The 24,849-nt window shown below is 46.8% G+C and carries 25 protein-coding genes and 2 pseudogenes; 7 read left to right on the top strand and 20 right to left on the bottom strand.

The genetic code is table 11. The features are described from left to right. Nucleotides 1-11: 11 nt before the first annotated feature. Complete coding sequence (locus ABH008_RS21595; protein ID WP_347987674.1) at nt 12-674, bottom strand: hypothetical protein; 663 nt, start codon at nt 672-674, stop codon at nt 12-14. A 993-nt stretch (nt 675-1,667) separates the two neighbouring features. Between ABH008_RS21595 and ABH008_RS21600 the strand changes: the two genes are divergently transcribed. After that, entirely contained in the window at nt 1,668-2,018 is a 351-nt protein-coding gene (locus ABH008_RS21600; protein ID WP_347987675.1) for a hypothetical protein, read from the top strand. Between the two features lie 206 nt (nt 2,019-2,224). On the opposite strand, the gene ABH008_RS21605 is transcribed toward ABH008_RS21600, so the two are convergent. The 15 genes from ABH008_RS21605 to ABH008_RS21675 form a co-directional block, all read right to left on the bottom strand. Then, nucleotides 2,225-3,379: an ATP-binding protein gene (locus tag ABH008_RS21605; protein WP_347987676.1), complete on the bottom strand. Its 1,155-nt coding sequence runs from the start codon at nt 3,377-3,379 to the stop codon at nt 2,225-2,227. 898 nt (nt 3,380-4,277) lie between these two features. Beyond that, nucleotides 4,278-4,748: a FlhC family transcriptional regulator gene (locus ABH008_RS21610; RefSeq protein WP_347987677.1), complete on the bottom strand. Its 471-nt coding sequence runs from the start codon at nt 4,746-4,748 to the stop codon at nt 4,278-4,280. 8 nt (nt 4,749-4,756) lie between these two features. Continuing rightward, nucleotides 4,757-5,350, bottom strand: coding sequence for an STAS-like domain-containing protein (locus ABH008_RS21615; protein WP_347987678.1), 594 nt, complete (start codon nt 5,348-5,350; stop codon nt 4,757-4,759). Nucleotides 5,351-5,745: 395 nt separating this feature from the next. Then, the gene (locus tag ABH008_RS21620; RefSeq protein ID WP_347987679.1) at nt 5,746-6,051 is read right to left on the bottom strand and encodes an integration host factor subunit beta; all 306 of its coding nucleotides are present in this window, start codon (nt 6,049-6,051) and stop codon (nt 5,746-5,748) included. Nucleotides 6,052-6,093: 42 nt separating this feature from the next. Continuing rightward, nucleotides 6,094-6,504, bottom strand: a complete 411-nt coding sequence (locus tag ABH008_RS21625; RefSeq protein WP_347987680.1) for a biopolymer transporter ExbD — start codon at nt 6,502-6,504, stop codon at nt 6,094-6,096. Then, a complete protein-coding gene (locus tag ABH008_RS21630; protein WP_347987681.1) occupies nt 6,482-7,183 on the bottom strand; it encodes a MotA/TolQ/ExbB proton channel family protein in 702 nt (233 codons plus the stop codon). Before ABH008_RS21630 ends, ABH008_RS21625 begins: the two co-directional genes overlap by 23 nt. A gap of 187 nt (nt 7,184-7,370) precedes the next feature. Continuing rightward, a complete protein-coding gene (locus ABH008_RS21635; RefSeq protein ID WP_347987682.1) occupies nt 7,371-8,156 on the bottom strand; it encodes an energy transducer TonB in 786 nt (261 codons plus the stop codon). After that, complete coding sequence (locus ABH008_RS21640; protein ID WP_347987683.1) at nt 8,149-8,496, bottom strand: hypothetical protein; 348 nt, start codon at nt 8,494-8,496, stop codon at nt 8,149-8,151. The genes ABH008_RS21635 and ABH008_RS21640 overlap by 8 nt, the downstream gene beginning before the upstream one ends. Nucleotides 8,497-8,516: 20 nt before the next feature. Beyond that, nucleotides 8,517-11,603, bottom strand: a complete 3,087-nt coding sequence (locus ABH008_RS21645) for an efflux RND transporter permease subunit (protein ID WP_347987684.1) — start codon at nt 11,601-11,603, stop codon at nt 8,517-8,519. Next, nucleotides 11,596-12,759, bottom strand: coding sequence for an efflux RND transporter periplasmic adaptor subunit (locus tag ABH008_RS21650; protein ID WP_347987685.1), 1,164 nt, complete (start codon nt 12,757-12,759; stop codon nt 11,596-11,598). The genes ABH008_RS21645 and ABH008_RS21650 overlap by 8 nt, the downstream gene beginning before the upstream one ends. Further along, the gene (locus tag ABH008_RS21655) at nt 12,756-14,210 is read right to left on the bottom strand and encodes an efflux transporter outer membrane subunit (protein WP_347987686.1); all 1,455 of its coding nucleotides are present in this window, start codon (nt 14,208-14,210) and stop codon (nt 12,756-12,758) included. Before ABH008_RS21655 ends, ABH008_RS21650 begins: the two co-directional genes overlap by 4 nt. Before the next feature lie 4 nt (nt 14,211-14,214). Continuing rightward, entirely contained in the window at nt 14,215-15,435 is a 1,221-nt protein-coding gene (locus ABH008_RS21660; protein WP_347987687.1) for a PepSY-associated TM helix domain-containing protein, read from the bottom strand. A 56-nt stretch (nt 15,436-15,491) separates the two neighbouring features. Continuing rightward, nucleotides 15,492-16,634, bottom strand: coding sequence for a TonB-dependent receptor (locus tag ABH008_RS21665; RefSeq protein ID WP_347990006.1), 1,143 nt, complete (start codon nt 16,632-16,634; stop codon nt 15,492-15,494). Nucleotides 16,635-16,835: 201 nt separating this feature from the next. Next, nucleotides 16,836-17,945, bottom strand: coding sequence for a transposase (locus tag ABH008_RS21670; protein WP_347987688.1), 1,110 nt, complete (start codon nt 17,943-17,945; stop codon nt 16,836-16,838). Between the two features lie 85 nt (nt 17,946-18,030). Then, nucleotides 18,031-19,404, bottom strand: a complete 1,374-nt coding sequence (locus ABH008_RS21675) for a TonB-dependent receptor (RefSeq protein ID WP_347987689.1) — start codon at nt 19,402-19,404, stop codon at nt 18,031-18,033. Nucleotides 19,405-19,446: 42 nt separating this feature from the next. On the opposite strand from ABH008_RS21675, the gene ABH008_RS21680 reads away from it, so the two are divergent. From ABH008_RS21680 to ABH008_RS21700, 5 genes are all read left to right on the top strand, one after another. Beyond that, complete coding sequence (locus tag ABH008_RS21680; RefSeq protein ID WP_347987690.1) at nt 19,447-19,626, top strand: hypothetical protein; 180 nt, start codon at nt 19,447-19,449, stop codon at nt 19,624-19,626. Between the two features lie 371 nt (nt 19,627-19,997). Next, nucleotides 19,998-20,537 carry a sigma-70 family RNA polymerase sigma factor gene (locus ABH008_RS21685; protein ID WP_347987691.1) on the top strand — a complete coding sequence of 180 codons (540 nt, stop codon included), beginning with the start codon at nt 19,998-20,000 and terminating at the stop codon, nt 20,535-20,537. A gap of 186 nt (nt 20,538-20,723) precedes the next feature. Beyond that, nucleotides 20,724-21,728, top strand: coding sequence for a FecR family protein (locus tag ABH008_RS21690; RefSeq protein ID WP_347987692.1), 1,005 nt, complete (start codon nt 20,724-20,726; stop codon nt 21,726-21,728). Nucleotides 21,729-21,751: 23 nt separating this feature from the next. Further along, nucleotides 21,752-21,922: a hypothetical protein gene (locus ABH008_RS21695; RefSeq protein ID WP_347987693.1), complete on the top strand. Its 171-nt coding sequence runs from the start codon at nt 21,752-21,754 to the stop codon at nt 21,920-21,922. Nucleotides 21,923-22,181: 259 nt separating this feature from the next. After that, nucleotides 22,182-22,598: a hypothetical protein gene (locus tag ABH008_RS21700; protein WP_347987694.1), complete on the top strand. Its 417-nt coding sequence runs from the start codon at nt 22,182-22,184 to the stop codon at nt 22,596-22,598. Nucleotides 22,599-22,740: 142 nt separating this feature from the next. Here ABH008_RS21700 and ABH008_RS21705 read toward each other — a convergent pair. From ABH008_RS21705 to ABH008_RS21715, 3 genes and pseudogenes are all read right to left on the bottom strand, one after another. After that, nucleotides 22,741-22,938 (bottom strand): annotated as a pseudogene (locus ABH008_RS21705) (HU family DNA-binding protein); the annotation flags it as partial. A gap of 12 nt (nt 22,939-22,950) precedes the next feature. Then, a pseudogene (locus ABH008_RS21710) lies at nt 22,951-23,556 on the bottom strand (MotA/TolQ/ExbB proton channel family protein); the annotation flags it as partial. A gap of 199 nt (nt 23,557-23,755) precedes the next feature. Continuing rightward, the gene (locus ABH008_RS21715) at nt 23,756-24,145 is read right to left on the bottom strand and encodes an energy transducer TonB (RefSeq protein ID WP_347987695.1); all 390 of its coding nucleotides are present in this window, start codon (nt 24,143-24,145) and stop codon (nt 23,756-23,758) included. Nucleotides 24,146-24,173: 28 nt separating this feature from the next. Between ABH008_RS21715 and ABH008_RS21720 the strand changes: the two genes are divergently transcribed. Next, nucleotides 24,174-24,539 carry a hypothetical protein gene (locus ABH008_RS21720; RefSeq protein WP_347987696.1) on the top strand — a complete coding sequence of 122 codons (366 nt, stop codon included), beginning with the start codon at nt 24,174-24,176 and terminating at the stop codon, nt 24,537-24,539. Here ABH008_RS21720 and ABH008_RS21725 read toward each other — a convergent pair. Then, a complete protein-coding gene (locus ABH008_RS21725; protein WP_347987697.1) occupies nt 24,522-24,839 on the bottom strand; it encodes a hypothetical protein in 318 nt (105 codons plus the stop codon). The genes ABH008_RS21720 and ABH008_RS21725 overlap by 18 nt on opposite strands. Between the last annotated feature and the right edge of the window lie 10 nt (nt 24,840-24,849).

Raw genomic sequence — 24,849 nt, forward strand, 5'->3', positions numbered from 1 at the left:
AGGCAAGTTGTTTACAACCACGGAATGTTCGCATAAGGATATTGTCCATCAAGCACTTCAATAGCCTGTTCGCAGGAGATGTTTTCCTGGGAATTGTAAAGAATGTAGTGAGCCAGGGCGGTAATGCTTTTCCAATTTCCCGGTTGTTGGACGAAATGAAATGCTTCGGCAAACAACGCGTTAAGTTTGGCTTCGCGTTGTTTAGGTGAAGAAATCAAGAACTCCAGGTAAGACATCACCTCATTGATATCCGACTTTCCGCCATAATGGATGATTGCGCGGGGTGTTAATAAATTGATGTTGAAAATTTCGTTATCCCGAATGGATACATATTTGGCTTCTGCCAAAGGACCCGCGAAAAAATTGATGATATCGGCTTCGCAAGCCAGTTGAAAACCGTATGCATCAGAAGAATCCGGATCGCCGGCAATCTCCGTCAGGGTGGAAGTTGCCAGATCGCCAACCAGGCGGCCATCGTCTACCCTGGCAAATAGCCGATCTTCCATGCGTTCAGATTTTCGGGTATGGATACTGAAATAAATCGACGGTAAATTCTTTTGCTTGTTTTCCAGATAAATTGCAGCGGCGTGTCCGGCTTCATGGAAGGCAGTTTGCCGGGTTAACTCAAGATGATCGACAAGCCCATTTTTGTTCCCTTGGTGATATCGCTGCATACAACCTTGTTCTTGAAAAAGAGATAGCATAAAACAACTATGAGAAGACGCAGCAACCCAACGGCAGAGGGGCGTCGTCCTCAATAGGCATTACTCTATCGAAATAATTGCCTATGGGAAAGATGACAAATTGTCGCGCGGGTGTCTTTTAGGTCGGACTGTAGTGAAAACGGTAACTGTTTAATCTGCGGCAACTTGCCACGCGGCAATTGGTCACATTTTCAAAACCGATCATGATGGTTAATCTGATGTCGAACGCTTGTATGCGCAACGTTCATATCATTCCCTCAAATCCGGCTTTATGCCGGATTTTTTTGAAAATTAATTCAGTTTTGTTATTAACGTTTTCGGTTTTTCTGATCAAATTCCGTTTTCAGCAAAATATTCGATATCGTCGTCTTTTAATAAAAAAAGATGTTTTATATGGTTAATGCTGGAAAAGCTTGCCTGTTCGGTATCTGGCAAAAAAAATCCAGCATAAAGCCGGATTTGAGAAAGGAAGCAGCGCTTTGCATACAAGCAATGTTGGCAATATAGTATCAGCTGAGAGTGATTATTAGAATGTGACCAATTGCCACGCGTGACAACTTGTCGCACCCTGACAATTTTTCTACCTTAAATTACGTCAATGTCTTAATATTGCCATGGAGTGGTTATAACTCTACTTTTTGCTTGATGATTAAATGAAACTTATTGATTTCAAAGCCTTATTAAATCATTTTCATATCACGTCAATAAATTCGATATGATGCGAGGCGAAAGGCCTTTGCTTTTCAACAAGACCCAATCGCATTAAATTAAACGTTACAATTAGCATGGATTAGCTTTACGCTTTCCAGGTCACTATGTGCTCTGGGACCGGCGCCAATATCCAGTTCGCATGGACCGTGAACCCTCCCTCCCGTCCCTCTGTTCTGGTTTCAGTAATCCGTGCTGAAGCGACGTATTTTTAAGGTCATTGGCAATCAGACCATTACACAAACTTTAAAAATTATGAAAATCTTCAAAAAAATAGCATTTATCTTGTTTATGGTAGCCCCTTTAAGCTTAAGTAGCGCTGTTGCGTTTGCGGAAGAAGCGGCTAGCACGCCAGTCTCAAACTCAGCCGAGATTATTTCTCATATTGAAAAAGCCTTGGTTGAAATTAGCAAAAGCGATTTTTCTGCTGCCCAAGTGCAATTGAAAGCGGCTCGTTCGGCTTCTGATAAGATCGCCGGCAATTCTGATGACGCAAAAAAAGCCCATGCCATTCTGATACAAGGACAAATACTTGCAAAGAAAGGCGATGTCGCTAAATCTACCGAAGAATTAAATAAGGCTATAGAGCTGTATAAAGCGCTCTAAATTAGCCAAATAGCTGGGTTGGCGTTTCCAATGGCGTCAACCCGGTTTTCTGATTTCTGTGAACCGAAATATCGCCCAGGTTTTGCACAGGATTTTGCCGGCGGCTACGCCATAATTGGCTGTTAGGAATTGTATCCTATCCTTTCTGTATCCAATTCCGTTGATTACCGCACAGGAAAAACATTTAATTCAACAAGGGGCTCTCATTAGACCAGTTGCGATAAAAGAGTTTGCGCAGGCACTTTGATGGGCGTGTTTGTTGAAAAACAATCCACTGGGACATATGGCATGTTCAGGCAAACTTGAAACGCATGTTCGGCGCCGGTTTTATCTTGAAACCAAGCCAGGTTTGCATTAAGTGCAGCACTCTCCGAAGATTTCACTTCGACTAAAAACCAGGGATGACCATTTTTAGTGATTAAAAAATCCACTTCTTTCTGATCCTTGGTCCGAAGGTAATAGAGCCCAAAGTCACCCATTCCCAAATCATTCCACAAATGTACCGCTTTGAGTAAATGGTTGGCAATAAAGTTTTCGGCTCGCATGCCACTGTCGTTTATCAAAGACCAGTCCCATAAATAGGTTTTCGGTTCTTTGCGTAACGAGCTGGCAATATTAGCGCTCCAGGGTCTGATTCGAAAACAAAAATAAAAACTTTCCAAGGTATCTAACCATCGACGTATGGTATCTACCGACACACGAATTTGGGTTGCCAGCGTAGCATAACGTGTCACTTGTCCAGCTTGGGCGCTGAGCAATCGACTGAGAACTTCTAATTGCGCCAATTCCTGTACGTTTGAGCCATCCCGGATATCTTCCTGGATGAGCTGTCTTGAGCGCAAATTGTGCCAACGCAAGCTAAACCGAGGATTGGCTTTGATGAAGGGCTCCGGAAATCCGCCAAACTGATACAGCTGATCAAAGCTGCCCGCTGCGATTGGTTGTGGCGACTGTATCAATTGTTCGCAGTCAATCGGTTGATTGCATATCTCGCGAACAGTCAAGGGATGCATGCACAAATGGAAGTAGCGTCCCATCAAGCTATCGCCACCTTTTTTAAAAATATCTAATCGCGCGCTACCCGTCACCAGGATATGCACTTGCTGTTCGTAACGGTCGTAAAAACCTTTTAAAAAATCTTTCCAGTGTCGATATTTATGCAGCTCATCAAAAACAATCAAAGGTTTTTCTGCACGTAATTGATCCAGGCCCAACGCAGAAACCAGGGCATTAGTGCCCGCCAAAATCAGTTGGCGATGATCAACATCATCCCAATTCAGATAATGGCCGTTGTGGTCTTTGCATAGCTGTCTGGCTAAGGTTGTTTTACCGACTTGCCTTGGGCCGGATACAAACAGCATTTGCCTATTCTGAAATAGCTCGGTTGATATTTGTTTGCTGTATAGACGTTGCATTCCAAAATAAGATTTATCGTAAAAAAGTTATAACCATTTTACGATAGGTAAGAAATAAAGGTAAGTTTATCTCTGGCTTTTGTTATCTATATTCCCTGATAAATCAAGCTCAGCCTGTGCGATCTTTTCTAAAGCTCTCCCAAAGCTTAGATCGTTCTGGTAGTGGAGTGAGTTTAGCTGGCAATTGTGCTTCCCTATGGAAACCAAAGGCGGTTTACCGGTACTGCCCCGACTGAATTAACATGGCATAATTCGGTCGCAAATATGCAGGGAGAACTCCGTTTCCACCTCAAGCAGATAGAGTGACGGTATTTGATTCAATTATCTAACTGATTGTGGCAGTTCAATGTTCGAAGGCCGGTACGCCAACGACAAGCCGACACCGACAGAATCAGGATTATGTTGATGATGGTCGGCAGAAATTAAATGATCCTCAAGGAGTCAATGGCTTAGTAGAATCATATAGATGCGTAGGTGTTTCCATCTGTAGCGTTTTTTGCTGGACAGAAATTTAGTTGTCTAATAATATTCACAAATCCAAAGCAGGATTGAAGCGATTTGAAAGAATCGTCATCTTCCTGTGAGGGAGCGTAGCGACCGGTAACCCGGTAGAACAACAAAAAAACGCAAAATTATAAATTGCCGTTTTTTTATGGCAGACGTCCACCTAAAAACATAAAAAACAACAGCGGACGAAGCCCACCTCTGTGGTGGGCTTTTTTATGGTATCAAAGCGTGTATAGGGAACACGCGGCTACTGGCTGATAGCTTGTTCGATAAGGCCAAATTAAAACGGCAAGACGCCTTATCAACAAGATGGATTTTGTGTTCAGAAAAATCCTCCTCAATAACGCAGTTTACAAACCAGACACCGATCATCCAGGTCTTCCTTAGCATTGATCAGCACTGCCGAGCCACAGCGACATTCAAGCAAACTGATAATCTCTGCCCGCATCTCTTTTGCAATCACCCACATGCCAGAGAAATCCAGCCGACTGCCAGGCAATAAGGCTTTATAGGTATCAAAAGCCACGATGACTTTTCGAGCCTGATCTTCGTGGATTTTAGCGTTGACGGTGTTAAAGTAAACGGCGAACAGCGTTGCCTCTTGGTATTCCTTGAGCGTTCTGGTAAGGCCTTTGGTTGATTCTATCGGTCTGCCGCCTTTTGATGAACGGCCATGCATTTTCTTATAGGTTGCGCGGAGCACTTTATTGGGGATGCCGGTAACTTCATGAATGATGGCAATCAGGGCATGGCGTCTGAGTAGCTCTAAGGCTAGGGCGTGCTTTTCAAAGGTGGTGATATCGATCATCGGCCACCTCAACACAGTGAGCCGCTGAAGGCTAATAGTATTTCACCGACATCAAGCTGCCGGTTGGTCATGTTCTCTATAAAACTGCTGGTAAAACGCGGCGAAAAGCATAACCAGCCGGAGCGGGCGATATGGTGAATATCTTCGATGGACAATTTGCTCAACGCCAACCGCATTTCCTCCTCGGCAATGCCCATCATCAACTGCGCGTTGACGGCATTGTCCCTCGCCAGTTCCCGGACTTTCACCAGCCAAAACAGATTCAATTCATAGATTTCAACGTCGCAATGCTTGTCCTGCACCCTGCAAAGCCGGTCAAAATAGTCATCCAGATGTGTTGTCGCGGAGTTGATGGTTTCCAGAATAGCTGGGTTTAGGTTAACCAAATGCAGTTGACCGTTTAAGAAATCCGCGCCAAACTCCATCACCAGCGGCAATAATAATTCCTGGGCAAACCCTTGGGTAATGCTACTAACACCCTCAAAATCGATGGTTAAGGGAATATCTTCGGCAAGGCACTCGCGGGCCAGTTTCGCCAGCTTTTTGCCATGATGCGGTTGAGGGATTTTCACGTCGGTGATGGTTTTAACAACGATAAACATGCGCTTTCTCCTAAGCGGCCAATAAATCGTCCCTAACCGTGCGATGATTAAATCCATACGAATGACTGAGCTATTTGCTTGAGGTTGACTGTAGTTCTGGTGTGGCAACGGGTTTGAGCAGCCCAAATTTCTCAAATCGGGCAATGCTAAAAGGATATTTCCGAGTATTTAGTCGAAAAAGCGGCTGCAACACGGCTTGCAAACTATCGCGCCGAGCGCGTTCGAATTGAATGACTGGATCAATTGTCTGGCGAAATAAGTAACTAACATAATAGCTAGGCCGACAATTTGGGCGATTTCCAGGTTGACAGTGTCCTCATGCGCTCAACATCAATGCTCCAGACCGTTGAACACTAGCCATAACCTTCTCGACAAAATAGTCAAACTCATCCCTATCAATCATTGATTTTGTATTTTTTACGTGCCGCATTGACCAAAAACCGTAATTCCTGGCCAGGCTTAAAATGAATAATCCGCTTTTTCTGGATCACGACAGCTTGGCCGGTTTTGGGGTTTCTACCGGTATGGGCATCACGCCGCTTCACCGAGAAACTACCAAAACCCCTGATTTCGATGCGCTCGCCGTTAGCAAGGGTATGGGTTAGTTGTTCGACGATGCTATTAACTGCCCTTTGGACTTGTTTAACCTGTAAATTTGGCCGTTTGTTGGCCAACACTTCAATAAATTTCGATTTCTTCACTATTTAAACCTGATCTACTGCCAATACTTTTGAATTAAAATTCTATTGCTCCAAGGTCACAAATGACAACTTGCCCACACCCGACCGTTGATCGCTCGCCATCACCTTGGCGACGGATTCAAACACTGCCGCCCGATCGGCCTGAAGCTGAATGCTGATATCAGGATCGTGTTCCTGTAGTGCCTTAAGTTCGGTTTCCAGGGAGGCCAGTGGTACTGGTTTATCGTCAAGTTGCGGTTCGCCCTGAGCGTTGATACTGAGGATTGCAACATGCTTGTCCGGTGCCGGTTCGGTTTGCTCGGTCTTCGGCAGCTTGACACGAACTACCTGGGTCAAGAGCGGTGTAGTGACGATAAATACCACGAGCAACACCAGCATCACATCGACCAGCGGCGTGACGTTGATTTCGCTCATTTCGCCGCTTTCGTCATCATTGGGCAGTTGTATGGACATGCGTATTCTCCGTAGTTTGGGTTAAGTCGTTCTCGATGCAACTGCGCAAATAATCGGTGGCGAAGTGTTCAAGGTTGGCTATTAAGGTGCGGTTTTGTCTCAGAAAAAAGTTGTAGGCAATCACCGCCGGAATCGCCACGGCGATACCCAGGGCCGTGGCTATCAAAGCCTCGCCGATTGGGCCGGCCACCACATCCAGACTGGCGTTGCCCTGTGCGCTGATGTCCTTCAGGGCATGCATGATGCCCCATACCGTGCCGAACAAGCCGATAAACGGTGCGGTACTGCCGATGCTGGCCAGCCAGCCTAGGCCCGATTCCATCAGGGCTTTTTCTTTTTGTAATTGCTGACGCAAAGCCCGTTCGATCAGCTCATGCCAGGCGGCATGGTGTTCCAGGGTATTGGTTTTCGTCAGGCTCTTGGCGCGGGCATAGGTCTGGCTGCCGATCAATATCACCCTGCCAGCCTGAGTGGTAAGGCTTTTGTCAGTCTCAATTTCCGACTGGGTCAGCGTGGCCATCCGGCTAATATCGGCAAACTGGTTAATGACTTTTCGATTGCGATACCTATTCAGCGCCATTTCACCGGCTTTCAAGATAATCACGCTCCAGGTCAACAACGAAAAACAGCCGAGCATGCACAGCGTGCTGTCAACAATGGTGGTTTCGGAAAAATTCAAAGTGGTCTCCTTTCTAGTTTTAGTTTTTGTTATAAATTTGTTTGTAATAGCTGATTTTTAGCTAGATTTCGTTCCTTGTAATCGCCCGGATCAACCTAATCCGGGCAAATCAACATCCTTGTTGCCCCGGATAAGGTAAGAGGCAGGCATCCGGGAATACTTTGGGGGGAAATCATGCCCATGAAAATCATTCCAGGGTAAAATCAATCGGCACGCTGGCCCAACTGGCTTCGGCAAATTCACCTCGTTTGGCCGGCACAAACCGCCAGTTTTTCACCGCTTCCAGCGCCGATTCGTCCAGCACCTCATGACCACTGGAGCGCTGCACAACCACTTGTGCGGCATGACCGTCTGCGGTGATATACACCCGCAGCAATACCAGCCCTTCCCAATGCCGCTGCCGAGCCACCATCGGATAGACCGGCTTGGGGTTGTTCAAATAATTGGCGTCCGAATTGGCTGGGGTATAAGTATCGTTGCGCGGCGAAGCGGCACGGTCATGGTTTTCAGTCGGCGGCGCTGATGACGTCGGCGGTGCGCTGTCCGGCTCGTCCTTTTGAACTTCAATCTGCTTCACTTTCGTTTCGGAAGGTAGCGGTTTCGGCTTGGGCTTGGGCTTGGGTTTCTTCAATGGTTTGGGGTCAGTTTTTTTCACCTCTTTGGGTGGCACTGGCGTGGGCGGCGTGATGGGCTGGTTCACGGCCGGTGAAGGCGGTGCGGACAACATCATGTCTATCATCGGTAAAGGCGCGGCAGCAGAAAACGGGAGTGGCACCGGGCGATTGACATACCAGAATAACAGACAGCCATGCAACAAGGCGGCCACCAGGGTGGCTGAGAAAATGGCCAACGGACGACGATACTTGGCTGAACCCGGTGCCGAGATCAAAGGCAAGCGACCCTCGTTAGGTGTGCTCAAGGCCGAGGGCAAAAACATTGACATACTCGGAAATTGGATGATTGCTTTAAACATGTGTCGATGACCGGCGCCTTGGCTGTGCCTTCGATACGTTAACTACTGGCTGACGATTCGGGGTAACTGGCAAGCCTTCCAGACCGCATAGATCCGCCTGTTCAGATTTGACCGAACATTGCTGTTGCAATTGTTGCATCTGTATTTGTAGCGCTTGCAATGCAGCCTGAGTCATATGCAGTTGTTCCTGCAAAAACTCGAAGTGAATTTGAAAATAACGCGCCGAGGGAAATCCCGCTCCGGCCTTTAAGGCCAGATCGGTTTCGCCTGGATCGATTTCTTTTTTTTTGGAAACTGACTTGCTTTGCATGCGTTTTCCTCCATTCGTTTTATTATTCATACTGTTTGTCTAGTTCATGCTTAGGCTTTCCCCAAAATTGCATAGCACACCGGTGTCAAAATCAGACTCGCGGCCATGCCGATCAGCAAGCCTGCCGAAAGTGACAAGGTCATTGGAATCAGAAATTGTGCTTGCGGGCTGGTTTCCAGTAAGGTAGGCAGAAAACCGGCAAAGTTAGTCAAAAAAGCCAGCAGGATAGCGCGAAAGCGCGAACTACAGGCATCAGTGATTAGACGTTCAATCGGTTGATGGTCATCGCCATGCTGGCGGATGTAATCTAGCAATACCAGGCTGTCATTGACTACAACCCCACTTGCGGCAATCATGCCGACCAACGATTCCATCGACAGCGGTAAACCGATTGCCCAGTGTGCCAGGACTGCACCACACCAGGCGACTGGTGCGGCAAGCAAAAAGATCAACGGCTTGGTATAAGATTTAAACGGCACGGCAATCAGCGCATAAATCACCAACAAGGCTATCAAGGTATTTTTGGCAAAAGCGGCCAGCATCGCTTCCTGCTCCTGGCGTTCCTGACCAATTTTGACGCTTAAACCTGGAAATGCCTGCTGTAAAGCCGGTATCTGGGTTTGTTCCAATGCCGCATACAGGGCGTTAGCATCGGCTTGGGTTGGATTGACGCGGGCTTGGACTTTCAATACGCGCAGTCTATCTTCCCGCACTAATCGCGAATAACCCGGCGCCAATTGAATATTGGCCAATTCGCCTAACGGTGCGGTAACGCCATTCGGCAAGCGGATGGGTTGCTGTTTTAAGGTGTCCAGTGACTGCCGCTGTTGCAGTGGATAGCGCACCATGACTTTGACTTCGCTACGGCCACGAAGAAAACGGTGCACTTCATCGCCGTAATAGCCGTGATGGACTTGCTCGGCCAGTTGCTCCAGTCGCAAACCTAGGCGTTCGGCATTCGGTTTAAGAGTGAGTTTTATTTCGGGTTTACCCGGTTCACTGGAATCGATTACATCGTACACGCCCGGCAAAGTCTGTAATTGTTGTTTGAGTTGTTCTGCGGCTGTCGGTAGTTGCTCAGCATCCGTTGCGCCTAATAACAGCTCGATGTCATAGGGCACGTCACCTTCCTTATAGATAAAATCGACCTTGCCGCGTCCAATATCGCCGATGCGTTGCCGCCAATCACGAATAAAGTCTTCGACCTTCAGCCGTTTCCTGCCTTCGGGCGAAAATTCCAGCCAGATTCCCGCGCCGTGTTCCCAGATCATGGTTTCGACGCCAATAATGACACTCGCATCATCAGTGCTATGATTAGGGTTACCGACACCATCTAACTCATCGCGCAAACTGAATAAAGCCCGCTCAACTTTACCCGCTAAATCCTTGGCTTCGCTATAAGGAGCACTTTGCGGTAATTGCATCGACACCCAAAAACTATCCTTGGTCACATCGGGATTGATCGACTGCCTTACTGTGTCGCTGGCGACTAAGGCGGCACAAAACATGATTAGGCCTAGAAACAACGAAGCCGTAAAATATCGCCAGGCAATGGCAGTTTCCAGAAACGGCCGATAATAAAGCTCTACAAATCGTTCCAGCTTGTCGTTCATCACGAGCCTAATGCGTTGCAAACGACTGGGATTTATCGTGGATGCGACATCACTGACCAGATGTGCCGGCAAAATTAGCAAGGCTTCGACCAGGGAAAACACCAAGGTCAAAATCATCACCAGACAAATCGGCTTCATCATTTGTCCGCCCCAGCCGGGCAGGAACAAGCCCGGTAAAAAGGCGACCAGGACAATCAATACGGATAAAATCACCGGCAGCGCCACGTCCTGCACGCCCTGAATAGTGGCTTGCAGTGGTGGTTGTTTGCCTTCGACTTGGCGACTATGCACACTTTCGCCAATAATGATGGCGTCATCCACTAGAATGCCCATCGCCAGTAAAAAGCCAAACAGCGATAACATGTTCAAAGAAATATCCAAGACTGGCATGAACCAGAATGCACCGAGCACCGAAGTAAAAATTCCCACGCCTGCCCACAGCGCCACGCGCACCCGGAGAAACAGCGACAACACCAGACAGACCAGCAAGAACCCGCTCAAGCCATCTCCCAGCAATGTATCGATGCGCTCATCGTAAGCTTGTGAATCATCCCACCAGGTAATCAGTCGCAGGCCGGGTGGCAATTGAGTGCGCAAGGTTTCGACCATAGCTTTGACTTTTCTTGCCACCGCGATACTGTCTTGTGCGGTATGCACTTCCCAGCCTTGAGCTGTTTCACCGTTATGATGCCATTCGAATAAGTTTTCTTCCAAACCATCTTTAATCGTAGCGATCTGATTTAACTGAATTCGGTTGCCGTCTGGTAAGGTTTTGATGATTAAACTACCTAAAGTATCAGCATCTTTTGCGCGCTGATTTACCCGTAATAACAATTCGCCATCCGGATTTTTGATTAAACCGCCGGGTAAATCGACCGAGGCTTTACTGACCGCTTGGGCAACCTCATCTATTGTCAGGTGGTGTTGAGATAATTTTTCAGGCGTAATCTCGATACTGATTTCATAAACTCTTTCTCCATAGTTAGTGACTTTACTAACACCTGGAATAGCCGCAAGTCGTTGTTGAATTTGCTCTCCAAAAATTTGTAAGGAAAAGGCGTCGGTGTCGCCATGTAACGCCACCCAGATAACGCCGTCGTCGTTATTGCGATCAGCAGGCAGTATTTGGATTTTTTCTAGCAGTTTTGGCAGCTTGGTTATGCCTTGCACCCGGCTTTGAACGCTGGCCATCATTTGTTCAGGTGAATATTCCGGCAAAATATCCACTTCGATTTTGCAAGTATCGCCAAGAATTTCGCTATGTAGATGCTTTATTCCAGTAACATCATAAATCGCTTCTTCAATTGGCACGCAGACCGTTTCTTCAACCTCAGCCGGGCCGGCACCTGGATATTGGGTATTGACAATAATTTGATGCGGACTGAAGCGAGGGAACACTTCTTTATCGACATTTAGCATTCCCACCAAGCCACCGCTGATGATCAACATCATCAGTAGATTGGCGGCCACAGGATTGGCGGCAAACCAGGCAAACAAATTTCCAGTATGCCGGCGCTTAGTCATTGAGCACCTTGACGGGGGTACCGTCAATGGCGATCGGCAACTCTGAAATTACCACACGTTCGCCGGGCATGATACCGGTTTTTATTACGACTGATTCAGTTTCGGTACGAACCACTTCCACTTTGCGAATCTCAAGTTTTTGCTCCGTATTGACCAATTTCACCGTTTGCATCAGACTGACCGAATTACGCGGTAAGCGGTAGACATCGCCGAGTTCTACGCCTTCGATTTCGGCTTGTACAAATAAGCCTTTTAACAACGGCGGACGATTGGCGACCGGATGAAAGGGATCGGACACTTGCGCAACCAAATACCACTGTCCGCTATCTGGGGAAACGGCCGCTTCGCTACGGACGATGCGCCCCAGCCACTGGTGTCGGTGTCCGCCCAGATCCGCCGTCAACGTGACTTTAGGCCATAGATTGCTGTTAGCATGGGGCAGCGCCAGCGGCAGATTCAAAAACGCCAGTTGCTCATGACTGATGGGTAAACGAATTTCGGCCACATCACTGGCATATATGCGAGCTATCACAGTCCCAGCAGGCATAAACTGACCCATGCCAGCCTGTTTGGTCAATACGCGTCCGGCAAACGGTGCGCGTAACTCGCAACGGCTACGGTTAAGTTGGGCTTTGGATAAGTCTGCTTGAGCGGCTTGCAACTTGGCTTGCGCTTCTGCCAGTTGCGGTTTGCGTAAAGCCAATTCACTGGCTTCACCTTCACCTAATGCCAGCCATTCGCTATGAGCTTGTTCGACTTGCGCCTGTTCGGCGACCAACACCCGTTTGGCTTCTGCAATGTGAGCTTGAGTGGCAATGATGGCGTATTCGTAATCGCGGGGGTCTATGGTTAGCAGTAAGTCGTTGGCTTTAAAGAAACCGCCCGCCACCAAAGATGGATGCATCTGCACTACTTTACCCGGTACCTCGCTGACCAGATCAATTTCTTCGCGTGGGGTGACCACGCCCTGTGAGACAACATTCAGACCTAAGGTTTGGGGTTTTACTCGCAACACCATTACTTCAGGAATGGCTGGTGTACTGATTTGCGGTTCAGGCTGCGGGTGCAACGTAAACAGCACCCAACTGAATGCTAACGCTATTAACAAAACCGCAATTGGCAAAACCACTTTCAGAGAATGAAAGGTTTGACTCACACTTTACCGCCTAAAGCCAAATAAAGGCTAATTCGGTTGGTGAGCAATTGACGCTGCACGGCAAGATGTGCGCTTTGCGCATTTAGCGTACTGCGGTAACTGTCCAGTAACGTCAAAATCTCAATCAAGCCTTGCCGGTAGGAATACACAGCTAATTTACGACTGGCTTCGGTTTGCGACACCGCTTCTCGCAAAGCCTGTTCCTGTTCACGCAAACGGCTTTCTGCGGCCAAAGCTTGTTCAACCTCGCGAAACGCATTTAACGCTAAGTTTTGGTATAGATTGTAGGCTTCTGTAACATTAGCCTCTTTCAAACGAATATCGGCTTGTAAGCGGCCGCCGGTAAATAAGGGTTGGGCTAGTCCGGCTATCAGATTCCATGCGGCGGATCGGGGGTCAATGATTTCGGTCAGTGCCGGGCTGCTGGTACCCCCAACTGCGGTCAATGTCACACGCGGCAGCAAGGCTTTTTTACTACTGGCCAATCTTTGGTCAGCTGCTTGCAAGCGATGAAGTGCAGCTATCAAGTCTGGGCGGCGGTTGAGTAATTCAGAGGGTAAACCCTCTGCCAGTGTTGCAGGTGGTTCAGGCAGATGATTAAAGATCGTTGCTGAAAAATTTTCTTTACTTGCGTTTAAACCCTGTACACTGAAACTTGGATAATGGCCCAAGAGCGTTTGCAATTGTTTATGCAGGATTTGCACATTATTGTGTGCATCTGCCGATTGCGCTTTGGCGTTGGCCAGATCAGTCAAAGCCAAGCGTAAGTCCAAACCGCGTGTTAAGCCTTTATTGAAACGGCCTCGTACCAGGGCAACAATTTTGCTTCGGTCTTTGACCGATTGGGAAGCTACATTGGCTTGTAAACCGGCTTCGCGCCACTGAAAATAAACTTGAGCAATTCGGGCTGACAACGACAACCGGGCAAACCGGTAATCTTCAGCCACGGCGAAAGCATCTTCAGATGAAGCTTGCTGCGAGGCTTTAATGCGGCCCCAGACATCCACTTCCCAATTTAGATTGAACAAGGCATCAAACTGACCGGCTTCAACGTTCTGAAAGTCCTTAGCACTCTGGTAACCCGGTAAAAAAAACAATTGTGGTAGACGGCCAGCTCCAACAATAACCGCCTGTTCCTTGGCTGCATCAACTCGGGCAGCAGTGGATAGTAAATCGAAGTTACTTGATAGTCCTTGGTTGACCAGGTCTATAAGCACTGAATCATTGAAGGTATTTAACCAGCCAAGAAATTCGGTTGGTTGAGCGTCTGTAGTATCGTTCCATTGTTTAGGAACAATAAAAGCCATCTCATCCGATGAGCGTTCTGGCATTTGGCTACAACCACTACCCAGTGTTATTGCCATGATGGCAAATGTCAGTGATTGCAATCTAAATACAGCAAGTCTGCCAAACGTTGCCGAAATCGTATCTGTAAATTGTATTTTAAGCATGTTATTAAGCGGATATTCGTGGTTTAACGCATTTAGACTTGCGTTTTTTTAACCAGATAAATACCCCGGTCACAGACAGCATCACTATTCCAGAACCGAATATGCAAACGAAAATTCGGTAAGGTAAGCCCCAGACATTAGCCATGTGCAAAGCGATTAACCAACTGGTAATGGTATTTCCATTGTATTGACCGGTAGGGAGAAAGATCTGTTTGACATCGCCATTGTTTGCATCAATAACCACACGTGTCTGGCCTCCATGATCCTGAATGTCAGCGTTAGTGTGAACGCTGTAAAGGTAAAATCCCTTTTCTCGATTGATCCAAAAACTCACGGGGGCATTTACACGGATGCCTTGTTCTCGATAAAGCTGATTTAGCGCTACCTGCGCATTTTCCTGGGCTGGCCGCCAACCGATACCAGCATTCAAAACCGGTTGCGGCAGATCGGGATATTCAGTCCACGGTTGATGATAGCTGCTGATGGATTGCATGACTCGGGTGTAAAAACCCTCTAAATTCATATAGACACTTGACCAAGCAAATACCAGTAACGCAACCCAAACCCACAAGCCGCCTGCTCGGTGCAAATCGAAATTGAATCGAATGGGGGATGTAGGCCATTTTATGCACCAAGCCAATCGCCAACGGTTAACAAAGGATTTATTTAGTAATGGATTGGACGGGGGGCACGTGATTCTAGCAAGAGGCAAAGTCAAATAAAAGCCGATAAAGCAATCCACTGTCCATACCAATGCGGTGATACCTAGAATCCAGCCGCCTATTTTCCCCATCGCTAAAGAATAATGTACGCGGTAAATAAAGGGGATTAGATCAGACAAGCCTTTGAATACGTCACTGATTTGACTCCGATCCAATATTTCCCCAGTATAAGGATTCAAGATAATGCGATTGTAAACCAGTGGAGTTGCTACTTCGCTGTCTATACTTTGCTTAGGTTCAAACAAGATATTGATTGCTGATGCATCAAACAATATGGCGGAAATTTCACCATCGGCACTGACTTTTTCAGCAATTTCAATCAAAATGGACGCATCTAAAGGTTCACGATCTTTAGAGATCGTATGTCTTGCCGGATTAATCAGGCCTTCAAGTTCATTGTTAAACACCAATATACTACCGGTTAAGCCTACAATAATTAAAAAGCCTGTCATTGCCAGTCCAGCAATTCGATGAACTACAACCCAAAAATGACGAATTTTCATTTCAACTCATTTAAATATCTGTTTTTTCATTCACCTTTTTATCTTTGTCTGATTACTTAAAACTCCAGGCGTACTAAACCCATCACCGTTGTGGGAGCACCAGGCATAATGCCGTAACCTATTGCAGGCAGAGATTGCGAGCCTGGTGTGCTCTCGTAATAGTGTTTATCCAAAATATTATAAGCATTGATTTGAGTAGACAATTTAGTCTTGCCCAGTTTTATGCCATAGCCTGCCATTAAATCTACCGTTGCGTAACCTGGGAGTTGTAGGTCGTTATTCAAGTCACCTTGGCGCTGGTCGCGCAACACCACCCCGGCTCCAAATTTTAGACCGCGTAACTCGGTATCCAGAAATTCGTATGTATTCCAGAATGATGCGCTATTGCGTGGTACATTGGGTAAACGGTTACCGATGCTTCCCGTTCCACCATTGAAATCGCTATCTCGGGTAACACGGGAATCAATATAGGAATAGTTACCTATCATCCGCCAACCCGGTAATACTTCCCCTGCTAAATCCAATTCAACGCCCCGATTGCGTACTTCCCCGATCGCACGATAAGCTCCTGTTTGCAATCCGAGCGGACTCGTATCGGCAATCGCTAAATTTTGTTTGGTAATGTCAAACCAGGCCAGAGAGCCGGTAAATCTGCCATCAAAAAGTTCGGTTTTGATACCGCCTTCATATTGCTCTGCCGTTACTGGAGGTAGAGGGGTGTTATCGGCGTTATGACCCTGACTTAAACCGAAATTTTCAACGTAGTTGGCGTACAGACTTAGTTCTTTAGCCGGTTGCCATAACACTCCAAACCTTGGTTTGACAGCCGTATCATGGTTGGATACCGGTGTATAGGGTTGCAAGGCTCGAGCAGGATTTGAGAAATATAAATCTTGGGTCCAGGTCGTATTGGTTGCATCGTCGTAACGAAAACCCGCTAGCACATGTAACTTATAGGGTAGTTCCAATTGATCCTGGAAATAAAATCCGCCCCATCCCTCATCCTGACCGTTGCGGCTAAGTCTGTTAGGGTTGGAAATATTGGCAATAAGAAGCGAATAATCCGGACTGACGGCATCAAGAATAGGTGATTCTTGGCTATAGGCGTAAGTATTTCGCATATTTATCCGGGTATAATCGCCGCCTATCAATAAATTATGATGGATGCCCCATGTATCAAACTTGCCATTTAGGTTGATTGTTGAATAATAGGAGCTTCTTGCAAAACACTCAGCAAATAAGAGCTAATTAGCAACGCTCCATAACGTCAATCAACTCGAAACGCCAATTTTCGAAAATTTGAATGCGATTTCCTTTTTATAAGCGGGTTTGGTTAAATTTGGGTAATAGCAACCCTCTGCCAAAGTCGGCAGAACAGATTTTCCGATTGAAAAGTTCGTTTAGGTCATTAATCTCATCAACTGGTCTGCTGCCAGAACCAACACGCCGAACATTAAGTGGCTCATCACTTTCACCGACCCCTGAACACGAACAAAACGACCACCAAATTCATCTTTCAATCGACCATTGGCGCGTTCAGCCTGTGTCCGCTCGTTGTAGCGCTGAGCTTCATGGGGTGCGAACTGTTTCTTTTCTCCACCTCTCGGATTATGATCGATTAGCGGCACATGCCCCAGACTTTGGCTATGCCTTCTCAATTCATCGCTACAGTAGGCGGCGTCCATCAGATCATACAAGTTCGTTACCCGGCTGGCACTGATCAAGGATAACGGTACAGCCGTTTGGCTATCGTGTACGGATGCACTGGTCAGTAACGCACTGATTGGCACACCACAGTCAGCCGTATCAAGGTGCAGTTTATAGCCATTCCAACTGTTCTTGTAACCTTGGGCATTGCACTTGCTGCCACGATCACAATCTGTTGGTAGTTCATCCAGCATGACTGGGAGCGTTTGTGTCAGTTGCCGACCAATCCGAGTTGTCTTCGGTTCACGGACTTCGCCAGCCTTGGGGCGGCCGCGCTTGGCAACTTTTTCGGCAGGCTGGGCCACCTTCTCTGCTTTTTTCGCTGGTTTTTCCCGTGCTTCAATCGCTGTGCCGTCACGACTGATGTGGCCGACTAAACGCTCGCCTAAATGTTCTTTAATCAACACCTCATGCACCCGTTCGGCCAATCTGTTCTGTGCGAACTCAGCAAAAGCGCGTGAGAAGGTCGCTTCGGTCGGTAATCGCTTCCACATCGGAAAACCACATAACCGTCGTAAGGCTCGATCTATTTGCAGGCGCTCAAGCAAGCCAACTGTCGTTGATAAACCCAGAACAACTTTCGCCACAAAAGCATTCGCCAATGCACCGCGATCATGGGGTGGGCGTCCCACGCCAAACCACGTATTCTCAATAAACTCTTCAATTCTGACCCATTCCAAAATATGAATGAGCTTTTCTAATTTCGGTGTCAGGCAACCCACTTCCTCTTTTAATTCAGGAATCAAATCGTATTGGATAGCATTCCAACGTTGCAGAAAATCAGTAGGTTGCGTATTATTCATAGGAGGGCGTTGATGTGTGCGTCAGAAACTCCATCGTGCCAGAAATGGCCGCCCTTTTCTACCTCTTTTTCGGGGAAAATCCCGCTCAAATCTGTAGTTTTGCAACTACCTCATAGTTTTCAGCAGATTGATTCTGTTTATATTGAACTAAATAATATGGACATGAGGCATTTGTGCAAGTGAATGATTCACCGTAGAATTCTCGCGTTCCTACCGGTATAAACTGAGGATTCAAGTTGCTCATTGGCAAGAAAACTGTTTCAAAACGCTGAGTCAATTTCCAGTTGTCGTTAAACGCATGCGACCAATCATAACCAAAATTTATTCGTTCGGAATCCAGTTTTGTATTAGGTCCAGACAGATTGCGTGAAATCGGTAACAGAAGCGGTCTGTTACTAGTTTGCGGAGCCAGAAATCCATAATCGGTTGAATTGTTGCTGCGTTGATATTCCAGATGCAGATTTAGTTTAGTGCGGTCGGAGATATTCCATAATAAATTTGGCGCAAGGAACACCCTTTCATTATTGAGAAAATCGCGAAAAGATCCGCTATTTTCGTAAGCTAAATTCATGCGGTACAGCAAGTCTTTGTTTTCAGTAAGGGGTCCAGTTGAATCTATAGTGGTGCGATAAAAATCGTATGAACCAAATTGTTGCGATATTGCATTGAATGGCGTGTCTAGGGGTTTTTTGGTCACCAAGTTAACAATACCACCCGGCTCCATCCGACCGTATAGAATTGATGCCGGTCCTTTAAGGACTTCCACTTGCTGAATATTAGCCATTTCCCTGAAGCCATCTGTCAGTCGCCCTGTTGGGATCCTTACTCCATCCAGATAATAATCCTGTGTCACAAATCCACGAATAAGCGTGCCACTTTGTTGTCCATAGGCTGCTCCTACTCCGCTGGCTGGTATAACGCTGCTTATATTTTCCAGTGCCTTGTCTAGCCTAACAGATTGTCGGTCTTCCATGACTTGCCGAGGTACAACCTGAACATTAAATGGGGTTTCCATTATTGGCGTATCGGTTTTAGTGGCAGTGGTGGCATTTCGGCGGGTGTAATCGGTGTTATATGGATCGTTGGTATCGTAAACGGCATTGCCGACCACGTTAACTTTCGGCAAAGTGGTAGGATCTGCATTGTTAAGTTGAGGTGCCATTGGTTTTACAGAGATAGAGCCATCGGCAGACAAGCTGAATATCAATCCAGAACCAGATAGCATTTCGGTGAGAGCTGCATTTGTAGTGTATCTACCGACTAATTCTTTGGCTTTGTGCCCGACTACGCTGTCCGATGCATAAAAAATCGAAACACCGGATTGAGTCGCCAGTTTTTGCAGCGCCGGACCTAAATCCTGCGCTTCGATGCTAAAACTATGCACCGTGTCTGCGGCTAAAATTCCTCTTGACACAACTAAAAATGCTGCTATCAGCAAGGATTGATGTAAAAATCTCATGAACTCTCTCCATTTTATTAGGTACTCAATTTATGTAACGCAATGGAAATCAAAAACCGCCAAAAAAAATCTTTTTGGGGCTTATTTTCTTTCTCAGCTGAAAAAATAAGGCACTATCGTATGGGTGAATGTGTTTTTGGAGAGGATCAAGCTTCGGATTTAAGGCAAAAAAGACTGAGGCATTTGTGTAAAGAAGGGATAAAACTTGGTATTAACGTTTAGCGCTCTAACCAAAGTTTTGAATATCGTTGAACAAAAAGCAAATACGTCTTATGACGCATCTTAACTGTGTCATATGACACAGTTTGCTCAAGTGCTGGCTTTAAATCTTCGCCAAATTTAACTTCATCGCCAGCTAATTCAAGCCTCAAAAATCTGATTAAAACCCCTAAATTCAGGATCTTGAAATGATTTCTAGGGGTGTACCTAATCGAATTTCCACAAAAAGGAATAATAATTGCTTCCTTATAGGATTTACTTATAAAACACCGCATCGGACAGCGGGAAGGAAATAGATGAGTTTGACCAGACTATTCACAAAATTGATTAACCCCCGATTAACACTGCAACAACGGTTTTAGACCAGCAGATGTATGCCAAATCGTAAGCGTTTTCTTGAGATTCTCTTCCTCAATCATGGCAAGGAATTGCTGGCTTTTGCTCGGCAACGTTCCGGAGTCGACTGCGCGGAAGATCTTGTACAAGAGACCTATACACGGATTCTGCAACATCCCAATCCTGAAGCCATTGAAAATCCTCGCGCGTTTTTATACAAAACAGCCACTAATCTAAGTGTAGATTTACATCGCAGACAGAGCGTTTTAGATCGCGCCCTCTATCAGGAAACTGAAGCAGAAAACGACAACGAACCCGACAGTAAAATTGAAGCTGTGGCTGCCCCTGGGGGGTTGCCGGAAGATCAATTAGGACATCGTCAAGAGCTTGACCAATTGAATGCTGCCTTGATGGAATTGCCGGAATTAACAAGATATGCTTTCGTACTCCATCGACTTGAAGGCTTATCCCATCAAGAAATCGCGCACAGACTCGGTATTTCATTACGGAACTCTGAACGCTATGTAGCGCAAGCTTCTCGACATATCCTGATTCGTATGGAAGAGTCTCAAAATTGATTTCTTGCTGATGTCCGTATACTACCATCCGTTCTATAATGCTTTTTTAGCCCCCAAAGCTTCTATTGGTTACGATTTTCTATTCAAGCATCGTACTTTTTTTGTGGCGCAGAGCGAAGTCGGTATTATTAACGCTCTGATTTGGCGGTTTTTACGATTTGAAGCGTTATACAAAGTAAGGAGGGGATGTTTTCCCTTTGCCCTATTCATTCTGTTTTCCTGAAAACCATGCCATCTCCAGAATTAAAAAACAAATCAAGAGATGAAGCCATAGACTGGGTTCTAAAGCTGCGCTCGAAATCCGTGACGCAGGAGGATAGACAGGCTTTTATAAGCTGGTTGGCTAAAGACCCCGAGCACCGACAGATTTACGAAAGACTTGTCGTTCGATGGGAGGGTTTGGATCGATTGAAAGGTGCGGATTTTCCGCTTCGCAATAAGGCGCTTAGCTATCGCCCACCTGTTCGTAATAGCTGGCATCAATGGGGGGGGCTTGCTGTGGCCGCCTCTGTTTTTTTGGCACTAGGCGTAAGCTTTTTTATCCCCGAAGTTTGGAAGAGCAGCGATGCTCTCTACTCTACCCATCATGGTCAGCATTACACCATTAATCTTGCAGATGGTTCTCATCTAGAATTGAATAGCGATACTGAAGTGCATGTCCACTTTAATTACTGGAAACGTTCAGTCAAGCTGGTGCGTGGCGAGGTATTTTTCAGTGTCGTTCATGATGCAGATCACCCGTTTGTGGTGACAGCCGCCAATGGTCAAATTGAAGACATCGGGACAGAGTTCGATGTTTATTTGCAGGCCGACAAGGTGTTAATCGGCGTTCAAGAAGGGAATGTTCGGGTGAATGCGAACGAAAGTCGCGATTTAAGCGCCAATCAACTGTTGGCTTATAACCGGGCAGGTGAATTTATCGATCAACCCACGGAAGCAGTGGAAAACTTTACCGCTTGGCGGCAAGGACAATTGGTGTTTGATGACCGAAGGCTGGACGAAGTGCTTGCTGAACTAGGCCGCTACCACAATATAAAACTGAGTCTGGCAAGCTCGGCCTTAGGAAATCTCAAGGTCAGCGGTCGCTTTCAGATTGACCGGCTTAACAGTGCTCTCGACATCATCACCTCAACTCTTCCGATCACCATACAACACCCTAGCGCAGATGAGGTGGTGTTAAGGAAACGTTAACAGTATCCGAACGACTGCAATAAATGAACAAAACAAGCGAAATCACATCAACCGGCATTGATTTAATAGCTGATTTTCCAAAACCCATCAGAATCGAAAACAATGGCAGGATTCATAATCTACAGGCCGTTAAAAACTGGTCGGAAGGAAAAAATGCCGCAAATATCATCCGAACTGCTTATATGGTACCGTAAAAATAGAATCCAGGCTGTGAATGAAAATGCCACCATGTCAAAAGAGTCCATTAACACCATTCGGATTGCGTTTCTCTTTGGAAAAATGAGAGCGCAATCGTGAGCTTAACCAGCCAACTCAAAAATCTAAGTCCAGAGCAAATCAAGAGCTTGAGCGACACCATGCTCAATGCCAGCATTGCTTTTGAGACTGGCGGAAATTATCGCGAGGTCTTCCGAAGAGCCAAGCAACGCAAGATAGGAGTCTTGCGGCGTATATATGAGCTTTTGGAAAATGCCTCTTACGAAGAAATTGAAAATCTATCCAAGAGCCTGTCAGAGCCTTTATAAAAACTTTCGGAAAGTTATTGGCTTTGTTGCACAAAGCCACGAATACCACAAACGCGGGAATGAGCTTGAACCGCTTGGCATTGATCTGGATACCCTCGCACCTATCGAGGGTATTATACAAGCAACCTATATTGCCATCGGAGTAACGATCGACGGGGCAGCCGATGGTTCCTCCGAGTGGGACTGGGCAGGAACGCTTTTTGGTTTATATGGCGATACGGACGGCACGGACGACGCTTTTTTGAAAGTGGCTGAGGAACTGCGAGAAACTTACCGCAATGAAATGCTGGGCTTAAGTGGCTTGGACAAAGCTTGCAAATGGCTAAGCCGAGCGCGTTCAAATTGAGTGACTGGAGTAATAGCCAGATGCGCTTAATATCTAACAGGACAAGTAGGCTGATTTCGCTATTGTTCCTAAGTTACAAACAACAGCTTGCCCCTGGTCGCAAGCAATGAGCTTCCCGACAAAATTGGTAAAATCAATTCTATCAATCATTGATTTTATAATTTTTACGTGCAGCATTGACTAAATGCCGTAATTCCTGACCCGGCTTAAAGTGAATGATTCGTTTTTCGTAGATGAGTACGGCTTGACCTGTTTTAGGGTTTCTACCGACACGAGCATCACGATTCTTTACAGCGAAACTACCAAAACCCCTGATTTCGATGCGCTCGCCGTTAGCAAGGGTAGCTATTGACGTGCGGTTTTGCCGCAGGAAGAAGTTGTAGGCAATCACCGCCGGAATCGCCACAGCGATACCCAGCGCTGTAGCTATCAGTGCTTCACCGATCGGGCCGGCCACCACATCCAGGCTGGCATTACCCTGGGCGCTGATGTCCTTAAGCACATGCATGATGCCCCAGACTGTGCCGAACAAGCCGATAAACGGTGCGGTACTGCCTATGCTGGCCAGCCAGCCTAAGCCGGATTCCATCAGGGCTTTTTCTTTCTGTAATTGCTGACGCAATCCCCGTTCGATCAATTCATGCCAAGCGGCATGGTGTTCCAAAGTATTCGACTTAGCTAGATTCTTGGCTCGTGCATAGGTCTGACTGCCAACCGATAATACCCTGCCCGCCTGAGTGTTGAGGCTTTTGTCAGTCTCAATTTCCGACTGGGTCAGCGTGGCCAACCGGCTAATATCGGGAAACTGGTTAATGACTTTTCGATTGCGAACCCGATTCAGCGCCATTTCACCGGCTTTTAAGATAATTACGCTCCAGGTCAGCAACGAAAAACAGCCGAGCATGCATAAGGTGCTGTCTACAATGGTGGTTTCGGAAAAATTCAAGGGTGTCTCCATATGGTTATTGTTTTAGTTTTGTTCATAGTGTTTTTTTTATTTGTTATGGCTATCGAGTTTGGTCTGGCTATTTGTGCATCGCAATTCCTTGTAATCGCCCGGATCAACCTTATCCGGGCAGTTCAACATCCTTGTTGCCCCGGATAAGGTAAGAGGCAGGCATCCGGGAATACTTTGAGGGAAACCATGTCCATGATAATCATTCCAGACTAAAATCAATCGGCACACTGGCCCAGCTGGCTTCGGCAAATTCGCCGCGTTTGGCTGGCACAAACCGCCATTTCTTCACCGCTTCCAGTGCCGATTCATCCAGCACATCATGACCACTGGAGCGTTGCACGATGACTTGTGCGGCGTGGCCGTCAGCTGTGATGTACACTCGTAAAATGACTAAACCTTCCCAATGCCGCTGGCGAGCAGTCATCGGATACTCCGGTTTGGGATTATTCAAATAATTGGCGTCCGAATTGGCTGGGGTATAGGTATCGTTGCGCGGTGAGGCAGCACGCTCATGGTTTTCAGTCGGCGGCGCCGATGAGGTGGGCGGTACACTGTCCGGCTCGTCCTTTTGAACTTCAACCTGTTTCACCTTGGTCTCGGAAGGCAGCGGCTTCGGCTTGGGTTTCTTCAATGGTTTGGGGTCAGTTTTTTTCACCTCTTTGGGTGGCACTGGCGTGGGCGGCGTGATGGGCTGGTTCACCGCCGGTGAAGGCGGCGCGGACAACATCATGTCTATCATCGGCAACGGTACGGCAGCGGAAAACGGGAGCGGCGCAGGACGATTGACATACCAGAATAAAAGACAGCCATGCAATAAGGCCGCCGCCAGGGTGGCAGAGAATATGGCCAACGGACGGCGATACTTGGCTGAACCCGGCGCGGCGATCAAAGGCAAGCCACCCTCGTTAGGCGTACTCAAGGCCGAAGGCAAAAACAGCGACATACTCGGAAATTGGATGATTGCTTTAAACATGTGTCGATGACCGGCGCCTTGGCTGTGCCTTCGATACGTTAACTACTGGCTGACGATTCGGGGTAACTGGCAAGCCTTCCAGACCGCATCGATCCGCCTGTTCAGATTTGACCGAACATTGCTGTTGCAATTGTTGCATCTGTATTTGCAATGCTTGTAGTGCAGCCTGAGTTAATCGCAGTTGTTCGTGCAAAAACTCAAAGTGAATCTGAAAATAGCGGGCGGTCGGAAAACCCGCTCCCGCCTTTAAGGCCAGATCGGTTTCGCCTGGATCTATCTCAGTATTTCTGGAAATTGACTTGCTGCGCATGCGTTTTCCT

Origin of the sequence: Methylomonas sp. AM2-LC (assembly GCF_039904985.1) — a bacterium.
Taxonomy (GTDB): domain Bacteria; phylum Pseudomonadota; class Gammaproteobacteria; order Methylococcales; family Methylomonadaceae; genus Methylomonas.